General features: G+C 73.4%; 18 protein-coding genes. 2 read left to right on the top strand and 16 right to left on the bottom strand.

The genetic code is table 11. The features are described 5' to 3' along the window. Nucleotides 1–13: 13 nt before the first annotated feature. The 5 genes from ftsY to ACFXPX_RS14865 form a co-directional block, all read right to left on the bottom strand. Nucleotides 14–1234, bottom strand: coding sequence for a signal recognition particle-docking protein FtsY (gene ftsY / locus ACFXPX_RS14845; RefSeq protein ID WP_380641436.1), 1221 nt, complete (start codon nucleotides 1232–1234; stop codon nucleotides 14–16). Nucleotides 1235–1473: 239 nt separating this feature from the next. Beyond that, a complete protein-coding gene (gene smc, locus ACFXPX_RS14850) occupies nucleotides 1474–5097 on the bottom strand; it encodes a chromosome segregation protein SMC (RefSeq protein ID WP_380641438.1) in 3624 nt (1207 codons plus the stop codon). A 157-nt stretch (nucleotides 5098–5254) separates the two neighbouring features. Further along, nucleotides 5255–5458 (bottom strand): hypothetical protein, encoded by a 204-nt coding sequence (locus tag ACFXPX_RS14855; RefSeq protein ID WP_030243474.1) that lies wholly within the window; start codon nucleotides 5456–5458, stop codon nucleotides 5255–5257. 411 nt (nucleotides 5459–5869) lie between these two features. Beyond that, nucleotides 5870–6169, bottom strand: coding sequence for an acylphosphatase (locus ACFXPX_RS14860; protein WP_380525269.1), 300 nt, complete (start codon nucleotides 6167–6169; stop codon nucleotides 5870–5872). 124 nt (nucleotides 6170–6293) lie between these two features. Next, a complete protein-coding gene (locus ACFXPX_RS14865; protein WP_380525270.1) occupies nucleotides 6294–7643 on the bottom strand; it encodes a hypothetical protein in 1350 nt (449 codons plus the stop codon). A 318-nt stretch (nucleotides 7644–7961) separates the two neighbouring features. Here ACFXPX_RS14865 and ACFXPX_RS14870 point away from each other — a divergent pair, with 318 nt between their 5' ends. Then, on the top strand, nucleotides 7962–8882 hold the full coding sequence (locus tag ACFXPX_RS14870; RefSeq protein WP_380591566.1) for a hypothetical protein: 921 nt from the start codon (nucleotides 7962–7964) through the stop codon (nucleotides 8880–8882). Nucleotides 8883–8918: 36 nt separating this feature from the next. Here the strand turns inward: ACFXPX_RS14870 and mutM are convergent, their stop codons facing one another. The 10 genes from mutM to ACFXPX_RS14920 form a co-directional block, all read right to left on the bottom strand. Next, nucleotides 8919–9794, bottom strand: a complete 876-nt coding sequence (mutM, locus tag ACFXPX_RS14875; protein WP_380591568.1) for a bifunctional DNA-formamidopyrimidine glycosylase/DNA-(apurinic or apyrimidinic site) lyase — start codon at nucleotides 9792–9794, stop codon at nucleotides 8919–8921. 54 nt (nucleotides 9795–9848) lie between these two features. Continuing rightward, the gene (rnc, locus tag ACFXPX_RS14880) at nucleotides 9849–10637 is read right to left on the bottom strand and encodes a ribonuclease III (protein ID WP_350508254.1); all 789 of its coding nucleotides are present in this window, start codon (nucleotides 10635–10637) and stop codon (nucleotides 9849–9851) included. A 20-nt stretch (nucleotides 10638–10657) separates the two neighbouring features. Beyond that, the gene (rpmF, locus tag ACFXPX_RS14885; RefSeq protein ID WP_030056747.1) at nucleotides 10658–10831 is read right to left on the bottom strand and encodes a 50S ribosomal protein L32; all 174 of its coding nucleotides are present in this window, start codon (nucleotides 10829–10831) and stop codon (nucleotides 10658–10660) included. 2 nt (nucleotides 10832–10833) lie between these two features. Next, a complete protein-coding gene (locus tag ACFXPX_RS14890; RefSeq protein WP_375891745.1) occupies nucleotides 10834–11478 on the bottom strand; it encodes a DUF177 domain-containing protein in 645 nt (214 codons plus the stop codon). A gap of 162 nt (nucleotides 11479–11640) precedes the next feature. Further along, nucleotides 11641–12873: a cell division initiation protein gene (locus tag ACFXPX_RS14895; protein ID WP_380641440.1), complete on the bottom strand. Its 1233-nt coding sequence runs from the start codon at nucleotides 12871–12873 to the stop codon at nucleotides 11641–11643. 195 nt (nucleotides 12874–13068) lie between these two features. After that, nucleotides 13069–13560: a pantetheine-phosphate adenylyltransferase gene (coaD, locus tag ACFXPX_RS14900; RefSeq protein WP_380641442.1), complete on the bottom strand. Its 492-nt coding sequence runs from the start codon at nucleotides 13558–13560 to the stop codon at nucleotides 13069–13071. A gap of 49 nt (nucleotides 13561–13609) precedes the next feature. Then, a complete protein-coding gene (gene rsmD / locus ACFXPX_RS14905) occupies nucleotides 13610–14194 on the bottom strand; it encodes a 16S rRNA (guanine(966)-N(2))-methyltransferase RsmD (RefSeq protein WP_375891739.1) in 585 nt (194 codons plus the stop codon). A gap of 132 nt (nucleotides 14195–14326) precedes the next feature. Further along, entirely contained in the window at nucleotides 14327–14860 is a 534-nt protein-coding gene (locus ACFXPX_RS14910) for a hypothetical protein (protein WP_380641444.1), read from the bottom strand. Between the two features lie 104 nt (nucleotides 14861–14964). Then, the gene (recG, locus tag ACFXPX_RS14915) at nucleotides 14965–17196 is read right to left on the bottom strand and encodes an ATP-dependent DNA helicase RecG (protein ID WP_380641446.1); all 2232 of its coding nucleotides are present in this window, start codon (nucleotides 17194–17196) and stop codon (nucleotides 14965–14967) included. Nucleotides 17197–17245: 49 nt separating this feature from the next. Continuing rightward, the gene (locus ACFXPX_RS14920; protein ID WP_380525276.1) at nucleotides 17246–18877 is read right to left on the bottom strand and encodes a DAK2 domain-containing protein; all 1632 of its coding nucleotides are present in this window, start codon (nucleotides 18875–18877) and stop codon (nucleotides 17246–17248) included. Between the two features lie 281 nt (nucleotides 18878–19158). Here ACFXPX_RS14920 and rpmB point away from each other — a divergent pair, with 281 nt between their 5' ends. Further along, nucleotides 19159–19344, top strand: a complete 186-nt coding sequence (gene rpmB / locus ACFXPX_RS14925) for a 50S ribosomal protein L28 (RefSeq protein ID WP_014138233.1) — start codon at nucleotides 19159–19161, stop codon at nucleotides 19342–19344. Between the two features lie 157 nt (nucleotides 19345–19501). Here rpmB and thiD read toward each other — a convergent pair whose 3' ends face one another. Next, nucleotides 19502–20299, bottom strand: a complete 798-nt coding sequence (thiD, locus tag ACFXPX_RS14930) for a bifunctional hydroxymethylpyrimidine kinase/phosphomethylpyrimidine kinase (RefSeq protein WP_380641448.1) — start codon at nucleotides 20297–20299, stop codon at nucleotides 19502–19504. Nucleotides 20300–20315 lie beyond the last annotated feature (16 nt).

Below are 20315 nucleotides of genomic sequence, written 5' to 3' on the forward strand. Positions count from 1 at the left end.
CGGGAAGTCCCGGTCAGTCCCCGATCAGCGCGTCCACGAACGCACCCGGCTCGAACGGCGCCAGATCGTCCGCGCCCTCGCCCAGACCGATCAGCTTGACCGGCACGCCCAGCTCGCGCTGGACCGCGACCACGATGCCGCCCTTGGCGGTGCCGTCCAGCTTGGTCAGCACGATGCCGGTGATGTCCACCACCTCGGCGAACACCCGGGCCTGGATCAGGCCGTTCTGACCGGTGGTGGCGTCCAGCACCAGCAGCACCTCGTCCACCGGGCCGTGCTTCTCGACGACCCGCTTGACCTTGCCCAGCTCGTCCATCAGGCCGGTCTTGGTGTGCAGCCGGCCGGCGGTGTCGATCAGCACCGTGTCGACGCCCTCGGCGATGCCCTCCTTGACCGCGTCGAACGCGATGGAGGCCGGGTCGCCGCCCTCCGGGCCGCGCACGGTGCGCGCACCGACCCGCTCGCCCCAGGTCTGCAGCTGGTCCGCGGCGGCGGCGCGGAAGGTGTCGGCCGCGCCGAGCACCACGGTGCGGCCGTCGGCGACCAGCACGCGCGCCAGCTTGCCGGTGGTGGTGGTCTTGCCGACGCCGTTGACGCCGACGACCAGGACCACGGCCGGGCCCTCCTCGTGCTTGGTGGAGCGGACGGTGCGGTCGGCGTCCTTGCCGACCAGCTCGACCAGCTCCTCGCGCAGCAGGGCGCGCAGCTCGTCGGGGGTACGGGTGCCGAGCACCTTCACCCGGGTGCGCAGCCGCTCGACCAGCTCCTGGGTCGGGGCGACGCCGACGTCCGCGGTGAGCAGGGTCTCCTCGATCTCCTCCCAGGTGTCCTCGTCCAGGTGCTCGCGGGAGAGCAGCGAGAGCAGGCCCTTGCCCAGCGAGTTCTGCGAGCGGGAGAGCCGGGAGCGCAGCCGGACCAGCCGGCCGGCGGTGGGCTCGGGGACCTCGACGGCGGGCGCCGCCTCGGCCTCGGCCGGGGCCTCGACCGCCACCTCCTCGGCGGGCTCGACGGCCTCGGGGAGCGGCACCTCCTCGACGGTACGGCGGGGCTCCTCGGTCGGCGGCGCGGCCTCCTCGCCGACCTGGGGCTCCTGCGGGGTGGTCTTCGGCGCCGTGATGACCGGCGCCTGCGACTTCGGGGGCAGCTGCTGGCGTCGTCTGCCGGAAACGACGAGGCCCGCGATCGCGCCGACGGCGACCACGGCGATGACTACGGCAAGGATCACGTATTCCACATCAATCTCCTTCACTGGATCCCACGACAGAGTGATCCTTCGGTCACCGACGCACGGGGCGCCGCCGCCTCCCTTACGCTGGCCGCGTGCCACCCGGCACCGGTCAGGGCTTGGCCGTCATGAGGTCGTCAAGCGGCTGAGTGAGAAGCCCCCTCGCGCGCGAGGGGGAGGAGTCACAACCCGACCAGTATCCGTGATCGGGTCGTCCGGGAGCATCTGCCCCGGCGTGGGCCGTTGGATCAGACCATCGGCCCTGAGGTGATCGCCTCGTCGTGCTGCCGGGGAGGCACCGAGAGTGCTTTCCGCTCCCGGTGCCCCTCGCGCAGCCGCTGGCTGATCACCTGGGAGATCCCGTCGCCCTTCATGGTCACGCCGTACAGGGCGTCGGCGGACTCCATGGTCAGCTTCTGGTGGGTGATCACGATCAGCTGGGAGCTCTCCCGGAGCTCCTCCATGATCCCGACCAGCCGGCGCAGGTTGGTCTCGTCCAGCGCCGCCTCCACCTCGTCCATCACGTAGAACGGGCTGGGCCGGGCCTTGAAGATCGCCACCAGCAGGGCCACCGCGGTCAGCGAGCGCTCGCCGCCGGACAGCAGCGACAGCCGCTTGACCTTCTTGCCGGGCGGACGGGCCTCCACCTCGACCCCGGTGGTGAGCATGTCGTCCGGGTCGGTCAGCACCAGCCGCCCCTCGCCGCCGGGGAAGAGCCGGGCGAAGACGCCCTCGAACTGGGCGGCGGTGTCGTGGTAGGCGGCGCTGAACAGCTGCTCGACCCGCTGGTCCACGTCCCGGACGATGTCCAGCAGGTCGCGCCGGCCGCGCTTGAGGTCGTCCAGCTGCTCGCCGAGGAAGGTGTGGCGCTCCTCCAGCGCGGCGAACTCCTCCAGCGCCAGCGGGTTGACCTTGCCCAGCTGCTGGTACGCCTTCTCGGCGGCCCGCAGCCGCTTCTCCTGCTCGGCCCGGACGTACGGGTACGGCTCCCCCGGCTCCTGCCCGTCCTCCGCCGCCGCCGAGGGCGGGACGGGCCGGTCCGGCCCGTACGAGGCCAGCAGCTCGCCGCCGTCGATGCCGAACTCCTCCAGCGCGCGGGCCTCCAACTGCTCGATCCGCAGCCGCTTCTCGGCCCGCAGCACCTCGTCCCGGTGCCCGGCGTCGACCAGCTTGTCCAGCTCCTCCTTGAGCCCGCGCCCGTGTTCGCGGTGCTCCCGGAGCTCGCGCTCCCGCTCGGTGAGCGCCTGTTCGACGGCCGCCCGCCCGGCGTCCGCGCGGGCCAGCGAGACCTCCAGGCAGGCGAGCAGCTGCCGGGCGCCCGCCGCGACGGCGTTCGCCACCCGGGCGTCGTGCTCGGCGCGCCGGCGGCGCTCGGCGGCCCGGGCGCGCGCCTCGCGCTCGGCGCGGGCGGCCCGGTCCAGCTGGTCGGCCCGGCCGGTCAGGGCGCGGACCCGCTCCTCGTGGGTGCGCACCGAGAGCCGGGCCTCCAGTTCGGCCTGCCGGGCGGCCGAGGCGGCCTCGGTGAGCCGCTGCTGCTCGGCCCGGTCCGGCTCGTCCTCCCCCGCGTCCGCCGACTCCTCGGCGACGGCCAGCCGTTCGGCCAGTTCCTCGGTGGCGGCGAGCAGTTCGGCCAGGCCCTGTTCGGCCCGCGCGGCGGCGGCCGAGAGCCGTTCGGCCTCCCCAACGGCGGCCCGGGCCTGCCCGCCGAGCCGGCCGAGCGAGCCCGCCACCCGGGCCCGTTCCTGCTCGGCCTGCCGTCGCTGTTCGCCGAGCCGCTCCAGTTCGGCGGCCGACTCCCCGCGCAGTGCGGTGAGTTCGGCCAGCCGCCCGGCCGACTCGGCGCAGCGCAGGTCGACCTCCGTGATCGCCCGGGCGGCCCGGTCCACCGCCGCCCGGGTCTCCAGCTCGCTGGGCGCGCCGGCGGAGCCGCCCTGGGCGAAGCCGGCGCCCAGCCGGTCGCCCTCGGCGGTGACGGCGGACAGTCCGGGGCGTTCGGCGACCAGGCGCAGCGCCTGGTCCAGGTCGGCGACCACGGCCACCCCGGCCAGCCGGTTGCGTACGGCGGCGAGCAACTCGGGCGGCCCGTCGACCAGTTCGGCGGCCCAGCGGGCCCCTTCGGGCAACTCGCCCTCGGTCCGGGGCAGTTCGGCGGCACCGGCGACCAACAGTGCGGCCCGCCCGGCGTCCTGGGCGCGCAGCAGCCGCAGCGCCCCGGCGGCGGCGCCGGGCGAGTCGACCGCCACGGCGTCGGCGGCCGCGCCGAGCGCGGCGGCGAGCGGCACCTCGTGGCCGGGTTCGATCCGCAGCAGCGCGGCGGCCGGGCCGAGCACGCCGGCCAGTCGCTCCCCCGCGTCCAGCAGCGCGCCGGTGCCGTCCTTGCGGCGCAGTCCGAGCGAGAGCGCCTCGTGCCGCGCGGTCAGCGCGGCCCGCTCGCGTTCGGCGGCTCCGGCCGCCTCCCGGGCCGCCGCCAGCTCCCGTTCGACCTCGGCCAGCCGGGCCCGGGCCCGCCGGTAGCCGTCCTCGGCCCGTCCGTCCTCGACGGCCGAGCCGTCCACCTGCTGCTGGAGCTCGTCCAGTTCGCCCTGGGCGGCCCCGGCGCGCAGCAGGGCCTCGTCCCTGGCCTCGGTGAGCCGGCCGAGTTCGGCCTGCGCCGAACCGGCCCGGGAGCGGGCGGCGGCGGCCTGCCCCTGGAGCCGGGCCAGGCCCTCCCGGCGGTCGGCGATGGCCCGGGTGGCGTCCCGCAGCCGACGTTCCTCGGCGGCCAGCGCGGATTCGAGTCCGCTCTTGTGCTCGACCGCCTCGGCCAGCGCGTACTGGGCCTCCTCCAGTGCCTCGGCGAGTGCGGCCTCCTCCTCGCGGACCCGTTCGGCCTCCCGCTCCAGTTCCTCCGGGTCCCGGCCGCGGCGTTCCTCGACCGTGCCCCCGGCGACGGCGTGCCGGGCCCGGGCCTCGGCCAGTCCGATCGTGCCGCGGGTGCGTTCGGCGAGCGCGGAGAGCCGGTACCAGGTCTGCCGGGCGGCCTCCAGGCCCGGCCCGAGCTGCTGGACCTGCGCCTCCAGCACGCGTTCGCGCTGCACCGCCCGGGCCAGTTCCTGTTCGACGGTGGTCCGGCGCAGCCGCAGGGCCAACTCGTCGGCGACCTCGGCCTCGACGGCCCGGCGCAGGGCCAGCAGGTCGTCGGCGAGCAGCCGCAGCCGGGCGTCGCGCAGGTCCGCCTGGATGCCGGCGGCCCGGCGGGCGACCCTGGCCTGCTTGCCGAGCGGGCCGAGCTGGCGGCGCAGTTCGGCGACCAGGTCCTGGACCCGGTTGAGGTTGGCCTGCATCGCGTCCAGCTTCCGCAGCGCCTTCTCCTTGCGCTTGCGGTGCTTGAGGACGCCGGCCGCCTCCTCGATGAAGGCGCGCCGGCCCATCGGGTCGGCGTGCAGGACGGAGTCGAGCCGGCCCTGCCCGACGATGACGTGCATCTCGCGGCCGATGCCGGAGTCGGAGAGCAGTTCCTGGATGTCCAGCAGGCGGCAGGTCTCGCCGTTGAGCGCGTACTCGCTGCCGCCGTTGCGGAACATGGTCCGGGTGATCGTCACCTCGGCGTAGTCGATCGGCAGGGCGCCGTCGGCGTTGTCGATGGTGAGGCTGACCTCGGCGCGGCCCAGCGGGGCGCGCCCGCTGGTCCCGGCGAAGATGACGTCCTCCATCTTGCCGCCGCGCAGGGACTTGGCACCCTGCTCGCCCATCACCCAGGACAGCGCGTCCACCACGTTGGACTTGCCGGAGCCGTTCGGGCCGACCACGCAGGTGATGCCCGGTTCGAAGCGCAGGGTGGTGCTGGAGGCGAAGGACTTGAACCCGCGCAGCGTCAGACTCTTCAGGTGCACGCGGCCGGTCCCCTCATTCGCTCACGACGGGAACCGACTGTATCCGCAGTCCGACACGACGAAGGGACGCCACATCCGGGCGTCCCTTGCAAAGCTGCGTCCCTTTCGGGGCGGCTCAGTGCACAGCGGCGTCGATCTGGGAGGACCGGGGCGGGGCTCAGGTGAGCGCCGGCTCCCGCTGGTCCAGATCGATGCTGTTGAGCAGCGAGTGCTCGTCAGCGACAGCGGTGAGCGCGTCGTTCTCAGCCTGCATCCGAAGGAGCTCGGACTCAAGATCCTGGACGCGCTGCTGAAGCCGTCGCATCTCGGAGAGCATTCGCGGGTCGGGGCCGCCGACGTACCCGAGAAGCGCCTTTGCCATGATGAATGGTCCTCCACGCTGAGTGACCGAACCGGAACGGTACAGGTCTAGGGGGAAGGGGGACGCACGCGCGGCGCGCACCGGAAGTGCTGGCTGGGCACTACGGCACAACCGCCGTGAGCTGGGCTCACGAGAGCATGCGCCTGCCGGGGAACGCGATCGTGTGCGCGGGCTTCAAGCGTCTCACCAAAGACGGAAAGGGTCAACACGATCACCGCACGCTACCGCGCCCCTGTCACCTGCCCGGCGGTGTCGTCACGCCTGGGGGTCTCGGGCCCGGGTCCACCACGTGCTCGTGGATCATCGTTCGATGCGGAGTCAACCACGAGTCTGCCCGAATGGCAACCGTATGACACCGACGGTTGCCGATCATTTCCGGGGCGCGACGGCGGCGCCCCGCGGGGAGACGGCTCAGCGGATCTCGAAACCCTCGTAACCTGCGCCGACGGCGGTCCAGATCTCCGTCACACCACTCACCGCGCCGGGCGTGTCGGGGCCGCGCAGCTGGGCCAGCAGCTGCTCGCAGTCGGCGGCCAGGCCCTCGGCCACCACCTGCACCCGGCCGTCGCCGAGGTTGCTCGCGTAGCCGGTCAGGCCGATCTCCAGCGCCCGCGCCCTGGTCCACCAGCGGAACCCGACCTGCTGGACCTTCCCCCGGACCCAGGCGGTCACCCGGACCGGTTCATCACTGTGGGCATCGCGACCGTGCATGCCCCCGACCCTAACGGGCCCCGGGGCAGGTCACCGCTCCAGGCCTGCCGGGGACGGCGAACGGCCCCGCCGGTCGGAACCGGCGGGGCCGTGGGGATCGCGGACGGATCAGCGGATCAGCGGGTCACCAGTCCCCGCCACCGCCGCCGAAGTCGCCGCCGCTGCCACCGCCCCAGTCGCCGCCGCTGAAGTCGGAGGCGTTGAAGTCGGCGCCGGTGAAGTCGCCGCCCTCGTACTGGTCCTGGTAACCGCCGTGGCCGCCCTCCATCATCGGGGCCGCCGCGTAGGCCGGGGAGCTCATCATCGAGCCGAGCATGGTGCCGACCAGCAGGCCGCCCAGCAGGCTGCCGCCGCCGAAGCCGCTGTAGTACCCGCCGGCGTACGGCGCGTAGGCCGGGCCCGCGTTCCAGTACGGCTGCGGGCCGTGCTCGGTGTCGACGGTGCGCACCGCCGGGTCGAGGCCGGCCGCGACGCGGTCCGCGTCGGCCTGGCAGACCGGGACGGGGCGGGCGGAGCCGCCGGCCGGGGCCCAGTCGACGTCCTTGACGGACGGGCCGTGCCGCGGGTCCATGAAGCACGGGGGGCGCCGCTCGGGCAGCGGGCGCTTCTCGCGCCGGGCGGCCAGGGTGGCCAGTTGGAACCGGCCCTCCTCGATCGCCTCGGTGACCTGCTTGACGTCCTCGGGCTTCTTCGCCTCCTCCATCAGCCGCTTGGACTTCTCGTACGAGTCCAGGGCGTGGCTGTAGTCGGTGCGCTGGGCGTCGTCGGCGTCGGCGGCACGCGGGTTGAAGTCGAGCCGCTCCAGCTCGACGCCGAAGGCGGTGATGTCCTCGTCGACGACGCGGCGCAGCTGCTCCAGCTCGGCCCGGGCCTGCTCCTCCTTGCGCTTCTTGGCGCGGCGGAAGAGGAAGAAGACACCGGCGCCGGCCAGGGCCAGCAGCAGGACCGGGATGATCACCCAGGCGATCGAGGTGCTGCTGTTGACCCCGCTGCCCTTGGTCTGCGGGGCGGCCTGGTCGACGAAGTCGTTCAGGGTGGCGTTGATGTCGCCCTTGTCGGCACGGTGGACGGCGCCCGCGATCCGGCTCGCCGCGCCGGCGCTCATCGCCCCGCGGTCCGAGTAGGCCAGGAAGTCGTCGTTGCCGTGCCAGACGGCGTAGACGCCGTCGATGCCCACCAGGGTGCGCAGGTCGGTGCCGATGGTGGCCTTGTTGGCCGCCTCGGGGACGACCGCGACGAAGATCGGCTTGTCGGCCTTCTCGATCTTCTTGGTCAGGGCGTCCGCCTGGGCCTGACTGAACCGGTCCTGCATCGCCGGGGCGACGTAGACCTGGCCCTTCTTGAGGGTGGCTGCGGCGTCGCTCAGACCGCCGGCGGCCGAGGCCGCCGGGGCGAACATGAGCAGCGCCCCGAGCAGCGCCGCCACCAGGGCAAGTGGCCCGGCGCCCCGGGAACGTCGTGCAAGGGTTCTCATAACCCCCGACGCTACCGTGACCAGCGGCGGAGCACGCCATACCCTTCGCATACTGGTGATGACAAGATTCCCCGCCGTCCGGCCGGACGGCTCCCCTTCTCGCGGATGACATTTCCCCGAGTCGACCCCGATACGGGTGGGGCGCGGGAACCACATGAGGCGGCCGGACGTACGTCCCGGCGGGCCCGGGGGCACCGTGGGGGCCGCTCCGGCCCGGTGCGAGGGGGCGTCCCGACCGTACCGCGCGACGGGGCAGACTGTTCCCGGACCGCCGGTCCCATTACTTCTTCTTGACCCAACTCCCGATCGGAGCGCTCGGTGATCATCGGCCTCGTCACGGCTGTGGCGGCATCCGCCTGCTACGGCACCGGCTCGGTCCTCCAGGCCGTCGGATCCCGCCGCTCGGCGCGGGAGGAGGCGGCCAAGGGCGCCGCCGGCTCGACCACCGAGCACGGTGGCCCGAGTCTGTCCTCCACCGCCAAGGCCGCCGTGACCTGGGAGTTCATCACCGGCACGGTGCTCGACCTGATCGGCTTCGGGCTCGGCGCGCTGGCCGCGCGGCTGCTGCCGCTGTTCCTCTCCCAGACCATCATCAGCGCCAACCTGGTGATCACCGCGGTGCTCAGCATCAAGCTGCTGGGCATCCGGCTCAAGCAGTTGGAGTGGGCCTCGATCGGCGTGCTCTGCTCGGCCCTGGTGCTGCTGGCGGTCTCGGCCGGCCCGGAGGGCGGCCACCACGCGTCGATGGCCTTCCACTGGGGGCTGCTGATCGTCACCACCGTGCTGCTGGCCGGCGGCAGTCTGCTGGTGCGCCGGATGGGCTCCAAGGGGGCGATCGTCGCCGGTCTGCTCTCCGGCCTCGGCTTCGGCGCGCTGGGCGTCGGGGTGCGCGTCCTGAACGGCGTGGAGCCCTTCGACCTGGTCCGGCTGATCTCCGACCCGGCGCTCTACGCGATCCTGGTCGGCGGCCTCGGCGGCATGTACGTGCACACCGTGGCGCTGCAGATCGGCTCGGTGAACGGCGCCACCGCCGCCCTGGTGGTCGGCGAGACGGTGCTGCCCGGCGCGATCGGCGTGCTCTGGCTCGGCGACTCGTCGAAGGCGGGCCTGGGCTGGCTCGGGGTGGCCGGCTTCCTGCTCGCGGTGGTCTCCGCGGTCGGTGTCGCCTACTTCGGCCAGGACACCCACGGCAACCCCGGCGGGACGCCCGCCGACCGTCCCGAACTCGCCCACAAGTAGCGGCGATCGGCCCCCGCTGCGTCAGTCCCCGCTGCGTCAGTCCCCGCTGCGGTCCCGCGGCACGCGCTGGCAGCGGGGGCAGAAGTAGCTGGACCGGTTCATCCAGGCGGCCCGCCGGATCGCGGTGCCGCAGCGGCGGCAGGGCTCGTCCTCGCGGCCGTAGGCGTCGAGGTCCCGGGAGAAGTAGCCGCTCTCGCCGTTCACGTTGACGTAGAGGCTGTCGAAGCTGGTGCCGCCCACGGCCAGCGCGGCCGTCATCACGGCCCGGGCGTTGGCCAGCAGCAGTTCGGACTGCGGGCGGGTGAGGGTCGCGGTCGGCCGGTCGTAGTGCAGCTTCGAGCGCCACAGCGCCTCGTCGGCGTAGATGTTGCCGACGCCGCTGATCAGGGTCTGGTCGAGCAGGGCGCGCTTGACGGTGGTGCGCTTGGCGCGCAGCGCGGCGACGAAGGCCGCGTCGTCGAAGCGGGGGTCGAGCGGGTCGCGGGCGATGTGCGCGATGGAGAGCGGGGTGCCCTCGGCGTCCTCCTCGGCCTCCTCGACGGCCAGGCCCCCGAAGGTGCGCTGGTCGACGAAGCGCAGCTCGCGCCCGCCGTCGGCGAAGCGCAGCCGGACCCGCAGGTGGGTCTCGTCCGGCACCGCCGGGTCCTGGACGAGGAGTTGGCCGCTCATCCCGAGGTGGCCGATCAGCGAGGAGCCGGCGCCGGGGCCGCCCAGCGGCACCCAGAGGTACTTGCCGCGGCGCTGCGCGGCGCCGAGGACGGTGCCGGTCAGCCGGTCCGCGAAGTCGGCCGCGCCGCCGGGCTGGCGGCGGACCGCGCGCGGGTGCAGCACCTGGACGTCGGCGACGGTGCGCCCGGCGACCCAGTTCGCCAGACCTCGGCGGACGACCTCGACCTCGGGGAGTTCGGGCACGGGAACAGGCCTCCTGCGTACGACGATCCGGCAGGAGGCCAGGCTACTCGCCGGTCAGGCCCCGGCGGGCAGCCGGTCGGCGTACTTCTCCTTGATCGCGCGCCAGGCGCTCTCGGCGGCCTTCTGCTCGGCTTCCTTCTTCGAGCGGCCGACGCCGCTGCCGAAGTCCTCGCCGGCCACCCGGGCCGCCGCGGTGAAGGTCTTCTCGTGGTCCGGACCGGACTCCATGACCACGTACTCGGGCACGCCGATGCCCACCGAGGCGGTGAGCTCCTGGAGGCTGGTCTTCCAGTCCAGTCCGGCACCCAGCTGAGAGGACTCCTCGATCAGCGGGTCGAACAGTCGGTGGACGAACTCGGTCGCCGCGTCCAGGCCCTGGTCCAGGTAGACGGCCCCGATCACGGCCTCGACGGTGTCGGCGAGGATCGACGACTTGTCGCGGCCGCCGGTTCCCTCCTCACCCTTGCCGAGGCGGATGAAGGTGCCGAGCTCAAGGCCCCGGCCGACGTCAGCGAGCGCGCGGGAGTTGACCACCGCGGCGCGCAGCTTGGCGAGCGTGCCCTCCGGGACGTCCGGGTGGACGCGGTAGAGGGTGTCCGTCACCACCAGGCCCAGCACCGAGTCGCCGAGGAATTCCAGGCGTTCGTTGGTGGGCAGACCCCCGTTCTCGTACGCGTACGAGCGGTGGGTCAGGGCACGTACCAGAAGGGCGCGCTCGAGCGTGTACCCGAGGCGCCCTTCCAGGACGTCGTATTCGGTCGAAGCCGGCCCACCGGCCTTGCCGCTGCCCGAAGAACCCTTCGAGGCAGAGGACGCCTTGCGGGTGGAGTTACCGTCCGACATCGATCCGTGCACCCCGCCGATCAGACCGAGAGGACCTGGCGGCGGTTGTACGTGCCGCAGCTGGGGCACGCGATGTGGCCGAGCTTCGGCTCGTGGCAGCGGTCGCACGCCACGAGAGCCGGAACAACGGCCTTCCAGTTGGACCGACGGTGGCGCGTGTTGCTGCGCGACATCTTCCGCTTCGGAACAGCCACGGCTACTTCTCCTGGTTCTCGGCGGCACCCTCACGGGTGTCGCTGTTCTTGATCCCGTCACCCTCGTCGCCGGGGGCGGCGGAGAGTCCCTGCAGAGCCGCCCACCGGGGGTCGGCGGCGTCGTGGTGGTGCGCCGGGTCGTCGCTCAGGCGTGCTCCGCACTCGGAGCACAGGCCCAGGCAGTCTTCCTGGCACACCGGCTGCAGCGGCAGTGCGAGCACCACCGCGTCACGCAGCACCGGCTGGAGGTCGAACAGGTCGCCCTCCAGGCGGTAAGTCTCTTCTTCCGAGTCCTCGTCGAGGTCCTCGGTCCCGGTGGTCCGGGCGCGGTGACGCTCGTCGGACTCCGGGTAGTAGTACAGCTCCTGGAAGTCCACGTCGATGTCGAAGTCGACGGGCTCCAGGCACCGGACGCACTCGCCCTCGACGTGGGCGTCGGCGGTGCCGGTGACCAGCACGCCCTCGACCACGGACTCCAGGCGGAGCTCCAGCTCGATCGGGCTCTTCTCCGGGACGCCGATCACGTCGATGATCCCGAAGCCCTCGGGGGCCTCCAGGGTCCGGCTCACCTTACGCATCGAGCCCGGGCGACGGCCGAGCTCGTGCGTGTCGAACACGAGGGGGTCGCGGTGGTCGAGGCGGTTCAAGGTGTCCTGACTTCCATAGGGATCAACGCCGTGCCCCCCGTCACGCGCCGGCGTTGCGAGGGCAAGCCGACAGCCGGACATGGGGATGCCGGAGTGGTCAGACTACCGGAGTCTCCCGCCAGGCCCAACTTCGGTCCCGTCGGGAGGCTCCGGGGCGGCCGCTCAGCGGCCGCCGAGCTCCCTCAGCCTGGTCATGTCGATCATGCTGGTGTCGAAGAAGCTGGTCTCGTCCAGGTTCTGCTGCTGCTGGTGCGGCACGGCCGGGGGCAGGGCGGGCTGCTGCGGGTAGGCGTAGCCGTCGTACGGCTGGGCCGCGTAGCCGTCCTGCTGCTGGGGATAGCCGTAGGCGTCCTGGTGCTGGACCTGGTGCTGCTGGCCGTCGTAGTGGGGCTGCTGCTGGGGGTAGCCGCCCTGCTGCTGGCCCCACTGGGTGTTGTACGGGTCGCCCTGGCCGGCCGGGTCGAAGCCGCCCCCGTACACCTCGGCGTACTGCCCGGCCTGGTGCTGGCCGGTCTGGTGCTGCTGGTGCTGGTCGCCCTGGTGCTGGCCGGTCTGGTGCTGGGCGGTCGCCGCGTACTGGTCCGCGCCGGGGGCCTGCCAGCCCGCCGCGGCCGGGGTCTGCTCCGGCCAGGTCTGCTGCTGCGGGACGTCCTCGCGGTACCAGGCGAGGTCGGCGCCGTCGGCGTCCTCGGCGAAGCCGGCGGCCACCGCCTCGGCGCGCTCCTTGGCCTGCTGGGCCTCGTCGGCGGCGGCCAGGTAGGCGCCCAGGTCGTCGATCGGCTTCTTGCCGAGCAGCTTGTCCCGGCCCTTGCCGACCGCCTCCAGGGTCGCGCTGAGCACGTTCTCCAGCGTGGCGAGCTTCACGTCGACGTACTCGTCGACCTCGGGGCTCGGGCTGTGCCGCTGCGGCTGGAACTCCTCGCCATCGCTCTCGGCCTCGACCTCGAAGCCGGCGTCGCCGCGCAGCTTGGTCCGGCCGCGGCCGACCGCGCCGAGCGTCTTGGTCAGCACCACCTCGAAGTTGGCGAGCTTGCTGTCCACGTAGTCGTCGGCCTCGGCACGCCGGGTGTCGACGTCGGCCCGGGCCTCGGCCAGGATCCGGTCGGCCTCGTTCTGGGCCCGGCGGACCACCTCGGTGTCGGAGATCAACGAACCGCGCTCGGAGTGCGCGCCCTGGATGATCCGGTCCGCCTCGGCCTGGGCGTCGGCCACCACCTGCTCGTGGTCGGCCATCACCGACTGGGCCTGGGCGAGTTCGGCGGGCATGGCCGCCTTGAGGTCGTTGAGCAGGCCGATCAGCTCGGCCCGGTTCACCACGCAGGAGGCCGACATCGGCATCGAGCGGGCGTTCTCGACCGCCGCCACGATCTCGTCGACCTTGTTCTGCACGTCCACGGGGCTTCGTCTTTCCGTGTGCCGCCGACGGTCCGGCGGAGGCAGGCCCGGCGCGGTGGACCTCACCGCAGGGCAGGACTACAGACTGTACGGCCCCCGCGCGGCGAGCTCACAACGCCTGCGCCGAACCGGCCTCCACCGCCCCGGACAAGCCATGACGAACCGGCAGAAAGGGGCCCGGCCCGCCGTCCGGCCCTACTGCTCGGCCTTACGCTCCGCGATCCGCTCCACCAGCCGGCGGTGCACCGTCTCCGGCAGCAGGTGCGAGACGTCGCCGCCGTACGAGGCGACCTCCTTGACCAGCGTCGAGGAGAGGAAGCTGTACGTCGGCGAGGTCGGCACGAAGAGCGTCTCGACGCCGGTCAGGCCGTGGTTCATCTGGGCCATCTGCAGCTCGTAGTCGAAGTCGCTGACCGCCCGCAGGCCCTTGATGATCGCCGGGATGCCGCGCTGCCGGCAGTAGTCCACCAGCAGGCCGTGGTGCGACTCGACCACCACGTTCCCGAACGGGACGGTGACCTCCTCGATCAGGCCGATCCGCTCCTCGACGGTGAACATGCCCTGCTTGTTGCGGTTGATCAGGACCGCGACATGCACCACGTCGTACAGCTTGGAGGCCCGCTCGATGATCTCCAGGTGGCCCTTGTGGATCGGGTCGAACGAACCGGGGCAGACGGCTCGGCGCATGGCGTGTGTGCTCCCTCGTGGGGTGACGGCTGCTGCGGGCCGCGGCCCGCTACTCCTGATCGCTGGCCTCGGCGGCGGCGCGACCGTACCAGAGCGTGCCCTCGCCGTAGCGGCGGGAGCGCAGCACCTCGAAGCCCTCGGGCCAGCCGAACTCGCCGCCGCGGGTGCTGCGCTCCACGGTGACGAGTGCGTCCTCCGCGAGCCAGCCCCCGGCCGACAGTGTGATCAGCATCTCGCGCACCTCGTCGTCCGTCACCACGTAGGGCGGGTCGAGGAACACCAGGTCGTACGGGGTCTGCGGGGGCGGCCCGGCGATCACCTTCTCCGCCCTGGCCGCCCGGACCTCCGTGCCCGGCAGGCCGATCGTGCGGACGTTCTCCCGGATCACCCGGGCCGCCTGGGCGTCCGCCTCGACCAGCAGGACGTGCTCGGCGCCGCGCGAGAGCGCCTCCAGGCCGACCGCGCCCGATCCGCCGAACAGGTCCAGCATCCGAGCCCCGTGCAGGGTGCCGCGGAACGCCTCCAGGGTGGAGAACATCGCCTCACGGGCCTTGTCGGAGGTCGGGCGGGTGCCCCGGCCGGGCGGTACGGCCAGTCGGCGGCCGCCGGCCGCCCCGGCGATCACGCGGGTCATGGTGGTGGGAGGTCCTTTCGTCGCTGCCCGACCACGCTATCCCGCCCCGGCTGCGAGCGGGCAAACGCCGGCGAGCGGTGGATAACGACCGGGGCCCCGCCGACGGGTCGGCGGGGCCCCGGCGGACACTCGCTAGCTCGCCTCGGAGCCGGCCCCCTGGCTCGGGACCGCCGCGCCGAGCAGTGCCGGCGAGGCGTAGCGGGACCAGGACAGGCAGCCGTCGGGCGGGCAGAACTCGGGGCGGCGCGGGTCGTGCCCGAGCTCGCGCAGCTTGGTCCGGACGGAGTCGGGCGTGCGGCCGAAGCGGGCGGCGATCCGGGCGACGGTCTCGCCGTCGTGGAAGCGCCGGACCAGCTCCTCCTCGTGCTGCGGCACCCACGGGGCGCCGTGTCCGGGGTACAGCTCGCGCAGCACGTCGCGGTCGGGGATGGGTTCGGCGACGTCCGCGACGATCGCCAGCGCCCGCAGCGCGCGGTTGAGCGCGATCCGCAGCGAGGCGACGTCCTCGACCGGCAGGCGGAGCTTGCCCGAGGCCAGCGGCGCGGCGGCCGCCCCCTCACGCCAGCCGGAGAGGGTGAGGGTGACCTCGCGGTCGTCGTCGCTGGCGAGTTCGATCCGGAAGACCTTGTCGCCCAGCGGGAGCTCGTTGAGATGACGGAATGCCATGGCAGGACCCCCAAGTGTCGTGCCAGGAACGCACCTTGGGGGTGCGCCCTGAACAACTACATTCTCTCCCGGGGGTCTGACAGTCGGGCGGTGCCGGAGCCCGCTCAGCCCTTCTCCATGTAAGCGGCGCGATCCTCGTCGAGCAGGCTCTCCAGCGCGGTGCGCAGCTCCGGGTGGGCGGCCAGCTCCGGGTCCTCGGCGACCAGCCGGGTGGCTTCCGTCCGGGCGGTCAGGATGACCTCCTCGTCCTCCAGCACCGACAGCACCTTGAGCGAGGACTTCACCCCGGACTGGGCCTGGCCCAGCACGTCGCCCTCGCGGCGCTGTTCGAGGTCGATCCGGGAGAGCTCGAAGCCGTCCAGGGTGCCGGCCACCGCGTCCAGCCGGGCCCGGGCGGGGCTGGCCGCCGGCATGTCGCTGACCAGCAGGCACAGTCCGGCCGCGCTGCCCCGGCCGACCCGGCCGCGCAGCTGGTGGAGCTGGGAGACGCCGAAGCGGTCGGCGTCCATGATGACCATCACGGTGGAGTTGGGGACGTTGACGCCGACCTCGATGACGGTGGTGGCGACCAGCACGTCCACCTCCCCGGCGGCGAACCGGCGCATCACGTCGTCCTTGGCGTCGGGGGCGAGCCGGCCGTGCAGGATCTCCACCCGCAGTCCGGCCAGCGGGCCCTTCACCAGCTTCTCGGCGGTCTCCACCACCGAGAGCGGGGGCCGCCGTTCGTCGCTCCCGGCGCCGGCGTCGGCGTCGCCGACCTCCTCGAAGTCCTCCTCGGCGGCCTTCCGCCTCCTCTTGGCGGCCTTCGGGTCGGCGGCCGGCTCCTCGTCGCCGATCCGGGGGCAGACCACGTACGCCTGGTGGCCCTTGCCGACCTCCTCGCGGACCCGCTCCCAGGCCCGGGTGAGGAAGTTGGGCTTCTCCAGCGCGGGGACGACGTGGGTGGAGATCGGCGAGCGGCCGGCCGGGAGCTGGTCCAGGACGGAGGTCTCCAAGTCCCCGAAGACGGTCATCGCGACGGTGCGCGGGATCGGGGTGGCGGTCATCACCAGCAGGTGCGGCGGCTGCTGCCCCTTGGCGCGCAGCGCGTCCCGCTGCTCGACGCCGAAGCGGTGCTGCTCGTCCACCACGACCAGGCCGAGGTCCTGGAACTGGACCTTGTCCTGGATCAGCGCGTGGGTGCCGATGGCGATCCCGGCGTTCCCGCACGCCATGTCGGACATCACCCGGCGGCGGGCGGGGTCACCCATCGAGCCGGTCAGCAGCACCACCCGGGTGGCGTGCTCGGAGCCGCCGAGCATCCCGCCCTGGGCGAGGTCGCCCATCATCTCGACGATCGAGCGGTGGTGCTGCTGGGCCAGCACCTCGGTGGGCGCCAGCAGTACGGCCTGGCCGCCGGCGTCCACCACCGCGAGCATCGCCCGCAGCGCCACCAAGGTCTTGCCGGAGCCGACCTCGCCCTGGAGCAGCCGGTGCATCGGGTGCTCGGTGGCCAGGTCGGCGGCGATCTCGGCGGAGACCTTCCGCTGGCCCTCGGTGAGGGTGAACGGCAGCCGGGCGTCGAAGGCGTCCAGCAGGCCGCCGGCCCGGGCCACCCGGGGCTTGGCCGGCAGCGCGGAGTCGGCGGCCCGGCGCTGGGCGAGGGCGACCTGGAGGACGAAGGCCTCGTCCCAGCGCAGCCGGCCCTGGGCGCGCTCGCGGTCGGCCTGGCTGCCCGGGCGGTGGATCAGCTCCAGCGCCTCCGGCAGCGGGATCAGGTCGTGGCGCTCGCGCAGTTCGGCGGGCAGCGGTTCGCCGACGTCGCCGAGGTGCTTGGTGAGCGCGGTCTCGATGCAGATGGACAGCTTCCAGCTGGGCATCTGGGCGCTGGCGCCGTACACCGGGATGAGCCGGCCGGCGAACTGCTTCGCCGCATCGGAGCCCGCTTCCTCGTCGAGCAGCTGGTAGTCGGGCGAGACCAGCTGGCGGCTGCGGTTGAAGACCCCGACCTTGCCCGCGAACAGGCCCTGGGCACCGGCCCTGAGCTCCTTCTGCCGCCAGCCCTGGTTGAAGAACACCAGCGAGAGCCGGCTGCGGCCGTCGGTGACGACCACCTCCAGCCGGTCCCCCTTGCGGCCGCGGAACGGGATCAGGGTGACCTTCTCGATCCGGGCCAGCACGGTGACGTGCTCGTCGACCTCCAGCTCGTCCAGGCTGGTGAGCTGGCCGCGCTCGACGTAGCGGCGGGGGTAGTGGTGCAGCAGGTCCCCGACCGTGCGCAGCTTGAGACTGTCGGCGAGCACCTTCGCGGTGCGGTCGCCGACGAGCTTGGTCAGTGGTTCATCGAGAGCGCCCATCAGGCCCTTGTTTACACCAAGGCACCGACGAACACCGACGAACGGACCGCTACTCCACGCCGATGAGCAGCGGCGTGAACTCCTGGCCGCCGTGGAAGACCACCGAGTCCACCTCCGGCCGCTGCTGGCGGACGTGCGCCACCAGCCGGTCGGCGAGCGCCCGGTCGGCGCCCTCGCCGAGGATCAGGGTGACGAGTTCGCCGCCCGCGCCGAGCATCCGGTCGAGCACGCTCTCGCCGACCTCGGCCAGTCCGGCGCCGATCACCGCGACGTCCCCGTCGATCAGGCCGAGCACGTCGCCGGCCTGGCAGACCCCGGCCATGGTCCAGGACTCCCCCTCGGCGACGGCGAGTTCGGCGTACCGGGTGGCCCCGGCGGCCGAGGTCATGGCGACCACGTCCTCGTCGAAGCGGCGGCCGCCCTCGTGCACGGCGAGCGCGGCCAGGCCCTGCACCGGCGAGCGGGTGGGCAGGACGGCGATCCGCACGCCCTCCTCGCGCAGCTGGTCGGCGGCGGCCCCGGCGGCGGCGCGCAGTTCGGGGTCGTTGAGCAGCAGCACCACCTCGCGGGCGGCCGCGCCGCGGACGGCGTCGGCGAGTTCGGCGCTGGCCGGGCGGCGGTCCGGGTCGGCGTGCAGGACGACGGCGCCGGCCTGCTCGCACAGGTCGGCCAGCCCGTCGCCGGACACCACCGAGAGCACCGCGCGGGTCCGGTGCTCGCGCTCGCCGCGCTCGGCCGCGGTGCCGGACCGGGCGGCGGCCTCGGCGAAGTGGGTGATCCGGATCTGGTGCGGGCGCCCGGCCCGGACCCCGGCCTCGACGGCGGCGCCCGCGTCGTCCACGTGGACGTGCACGTTCCACAGGCCGTCGCCGCCGCCGATCACCAGCGAGTCGCCGAGCCCGCCGAGCCGCTCGCGCAGCGCGGGCAGCGCCTCGTCCTCGGCGTCCAGCAGGTAGATGACCTCGAAGGCGGGGTGGCCCGGGCCGGGCGGCCGCCGGTGCGGCTCGCAGCTCTCCACCGCCCGGACGTCCCCGCGCAGTGCGACCGGCCCCATCGGCTGCTGCCCGGCGACGGCGTCGGCGAGCGCGCCGAGGACGGCCACCAGGCCGCGCCCGCCGGCGTCCACCACCCCGTTCTCGGCCAGCACGGCGAGCTGCTCGGGGGTGTGCCGCAGGGCGTCCCGGGCGGCCCGGTGGGCGGTGTCGGCGACCTGGGCGAGCCCGTCCCCGGCCCGCACCGCCTCGCGGGCGGCGACCCGGGCGACGGTGAGCAGGGTGCCCTCGACGGGCTCCGCGACGGCCTGGTAGGCGGAGTCGGCGGCGCGCAGCAAGGCGGCCCGAAGCTGGTCGGCGCCGCCGCCCTCGGCCAGCGTCTCGGCGGTGCCGCGCAGCCACTGGGCGAGGATCACCCCGGAGTTGCCGCGGGCGCCGATCAGCGCGCCGCGGGCCATCGCGCGGACGGCGTCGGCCAGCCCGGGCGCCGGCCCGGACTCGGGGTCGGCGAAGCGGCTCTCCACCTCGGCGGCGGCGGACTCGACGGTCAGGTAGAGGTTGGTGCCGGTGTCGCCGTCCGGGACGGGGTACACGTTGAGCGCGTCGATCTCCTCGCGGGCCTGGCCGAGCGCCCGCAGGGCGAGCTGGCACCAGGTGCGCACGGCCGGGGCGTCGAGCGTGTGCAGCACCAGGTCTCCTCCGGGACGGGCCGCCGGACCGGCCCGGGGGCCGCGGCGAGGGGTGATACCGGCAGGTTATCGGGGCTCGGGGAGGGCCGCCGGGGCCCCTGACCGGAGCGATCACCCGGCCGGTCATGGTAGTTTCGTGGGACGGAAGCAAGCGTTGTATGCTCTTCCGGTTGCCTGGAACCGTCCAGGCTCACCCCCTTGTCCGGTCCGGTGCACGCGAGTGTTCTGGTGGGTGAGTGGGTTTTCGAAAGTATCTGATCTGAAGTCTTGGAGTGACTCCTGTGGCTGCCAACTGCGACGTCTGCGGCAAGGGGCCGGGCTTCGGCAACAGCATCTCCCACTCTCACCGCCGTACCCCCCGTCGTTGGAACCCCAACATTCAGACGGTGCGCGCTGTGATTGGGCGTACGCCGAAGCGGCTCAACGTCTGCACCTCGTGCATCAAGGCCGGTAAGGTCTCGCGCTGACGCGCAGACCGGCATGCCGGTCCTCCAGTGAGTCGGTTCATCCCCGGATGGACCGGCTTCGCTGTTTCCGGGACCGGTCAGGCTTTCCGGACGCACACGTGACGGGCGGACCCCCTCGGGGGTCCGCCCGTCGCCGCGTTCCGGCCGGGGCCGCGGGTCAGTGCCAGCGCCAGGCGTGGTCGACCGGGCCGATCCCGGCGCCCAGGGCGAAGCCCCCGGCGATCGCGCCGGTGACGTACTCCTTGGCCGAGCCCACCGCCCCGGGCACCGACTCCCCCTTGGCCAGGCCGGCCGCGATCGAGCTGGCCAGGGTGCAGCCGGTGCCGTGGGTGTGCCGGTTGTCGTAGCGCGGCGCCCGGTACCAGTGCACCTCGCCGGGCCCGCCGTACAGCAGGTCGGCCGCCTCGCCGGCCAGGTGCCCGCCCTTGACCAGCACCCAGCGCGGCCCGAGGTCCAGCAGCGCCTCGGCGGCGGCCAGCATCTGCGACTCGTCCTCGACGGTCCGGCCGGTGAGCTGCGTCACCTCGTGCAGGTTGGGGGTGACCACGGTGGCGACCGGCAGCAGCCGCTCGCGGACGGTGGCGACCGCCTCGGCGGCCAGCAGCGCGTCCCCGTGCTTGGAGACGCCGACCGGGTCGACCACCACCGGGGCGGCCACCCCGGCGAGCAGTTCCGCGACGATCTCGACCAGTTCGATCGAGGCGAGCATGCCGGTCTTCACCGCCTGCACCCCGATGTCGTCCACCACACTGCGGAACTGCGCCCGGACGGCTTCGGCGGGCAGTTCCCAGTAGCCCTGGACGCCGAGCGAGTTCTGCGCGGTGACGGCGGTGATCACGCTCATGCCGTGGACGCCGAGGGCGAGCATCGCCTTGAGGTCGGCCTGGATGCCGGCGCCGCCGCCGGAGTCGGAACCGGCGACGGTGAGGACGCGGGGAGGTGCGGTCGAATCCATGGCCCCCAACCTACCC

It is taken from the genome of Kitasatospora sp. NPDC059146 (genome assembly GCF_042786665.1).
In the GTDB taxonomy this organism is placed as follows: Bacteria; Actinomycetota; Actinomycetes; order Streptomycetales; family Streptomycetaceae; genus Kitasatospora.

Coding starts and splice junctions, on each gene's coding strand:
- thiD (WP_380641448.1), bottom strand. CDS start 20,299: ATGGATTCGACCGCACCTCCCCGCGTCCTCACCGTCGCCGGTTCCGAC.
- ACFXPX_RS14860 (WP_380525269.1), bottom strand. CDS start 6,169: ATGCACGGTCGCGATGCCCACAGTGATGAACCGGTCCGGGTGACCGCC.
- rsmD (WP_375891739.1), bottom strand. CDS start 14,194: ATGACCCGCGTGATCGCCGGGGCGGCCGGCGGCCGCCGACTGGCCGTA.
- recG (WP_380641446.1), bottom strand. CDS start 17,196: ATGGGCGCTCTCGATGAACCACTGACCAAGCTCGTCGGCGACCGCACC.
- ACFXPX_RS14855 (WP_030243474.1), bottom strand. CDS start 5,458: ATGGCAAAGGCGCTTCTCGGGTACGTCGGCGGCCCCGACCCGCGAATG.
- ACFXPX_RS14910 (WP_380641444.1), bottom strand. CDS start 14,860: ATGGCATTCCGTCATCTCAACGAGCTCCCGCTGGGCGACAAGGTCTTC.
- ACFXPX_RS14865 (WP_380525270.1), bottom strand. CDS start 7,643: ATGAGAACCCTTGCACGACGTTCCCGGGGCGCCGGGCCACTTGCCCTG.
- rnc (WP_350508254.1), bottom strand. CDS start 10,637: ATGTCGGACGGTAACTCCACCCGCAAGGCGTCCTCTGCCTCGAAGGGT.
- coaD (WP_380641442.1), bottom strand. CDS start 13,560: ATGCGCCGAGCCGTCTGCCCCGGTTCGTTCGACCCGATCCACAAGGGC.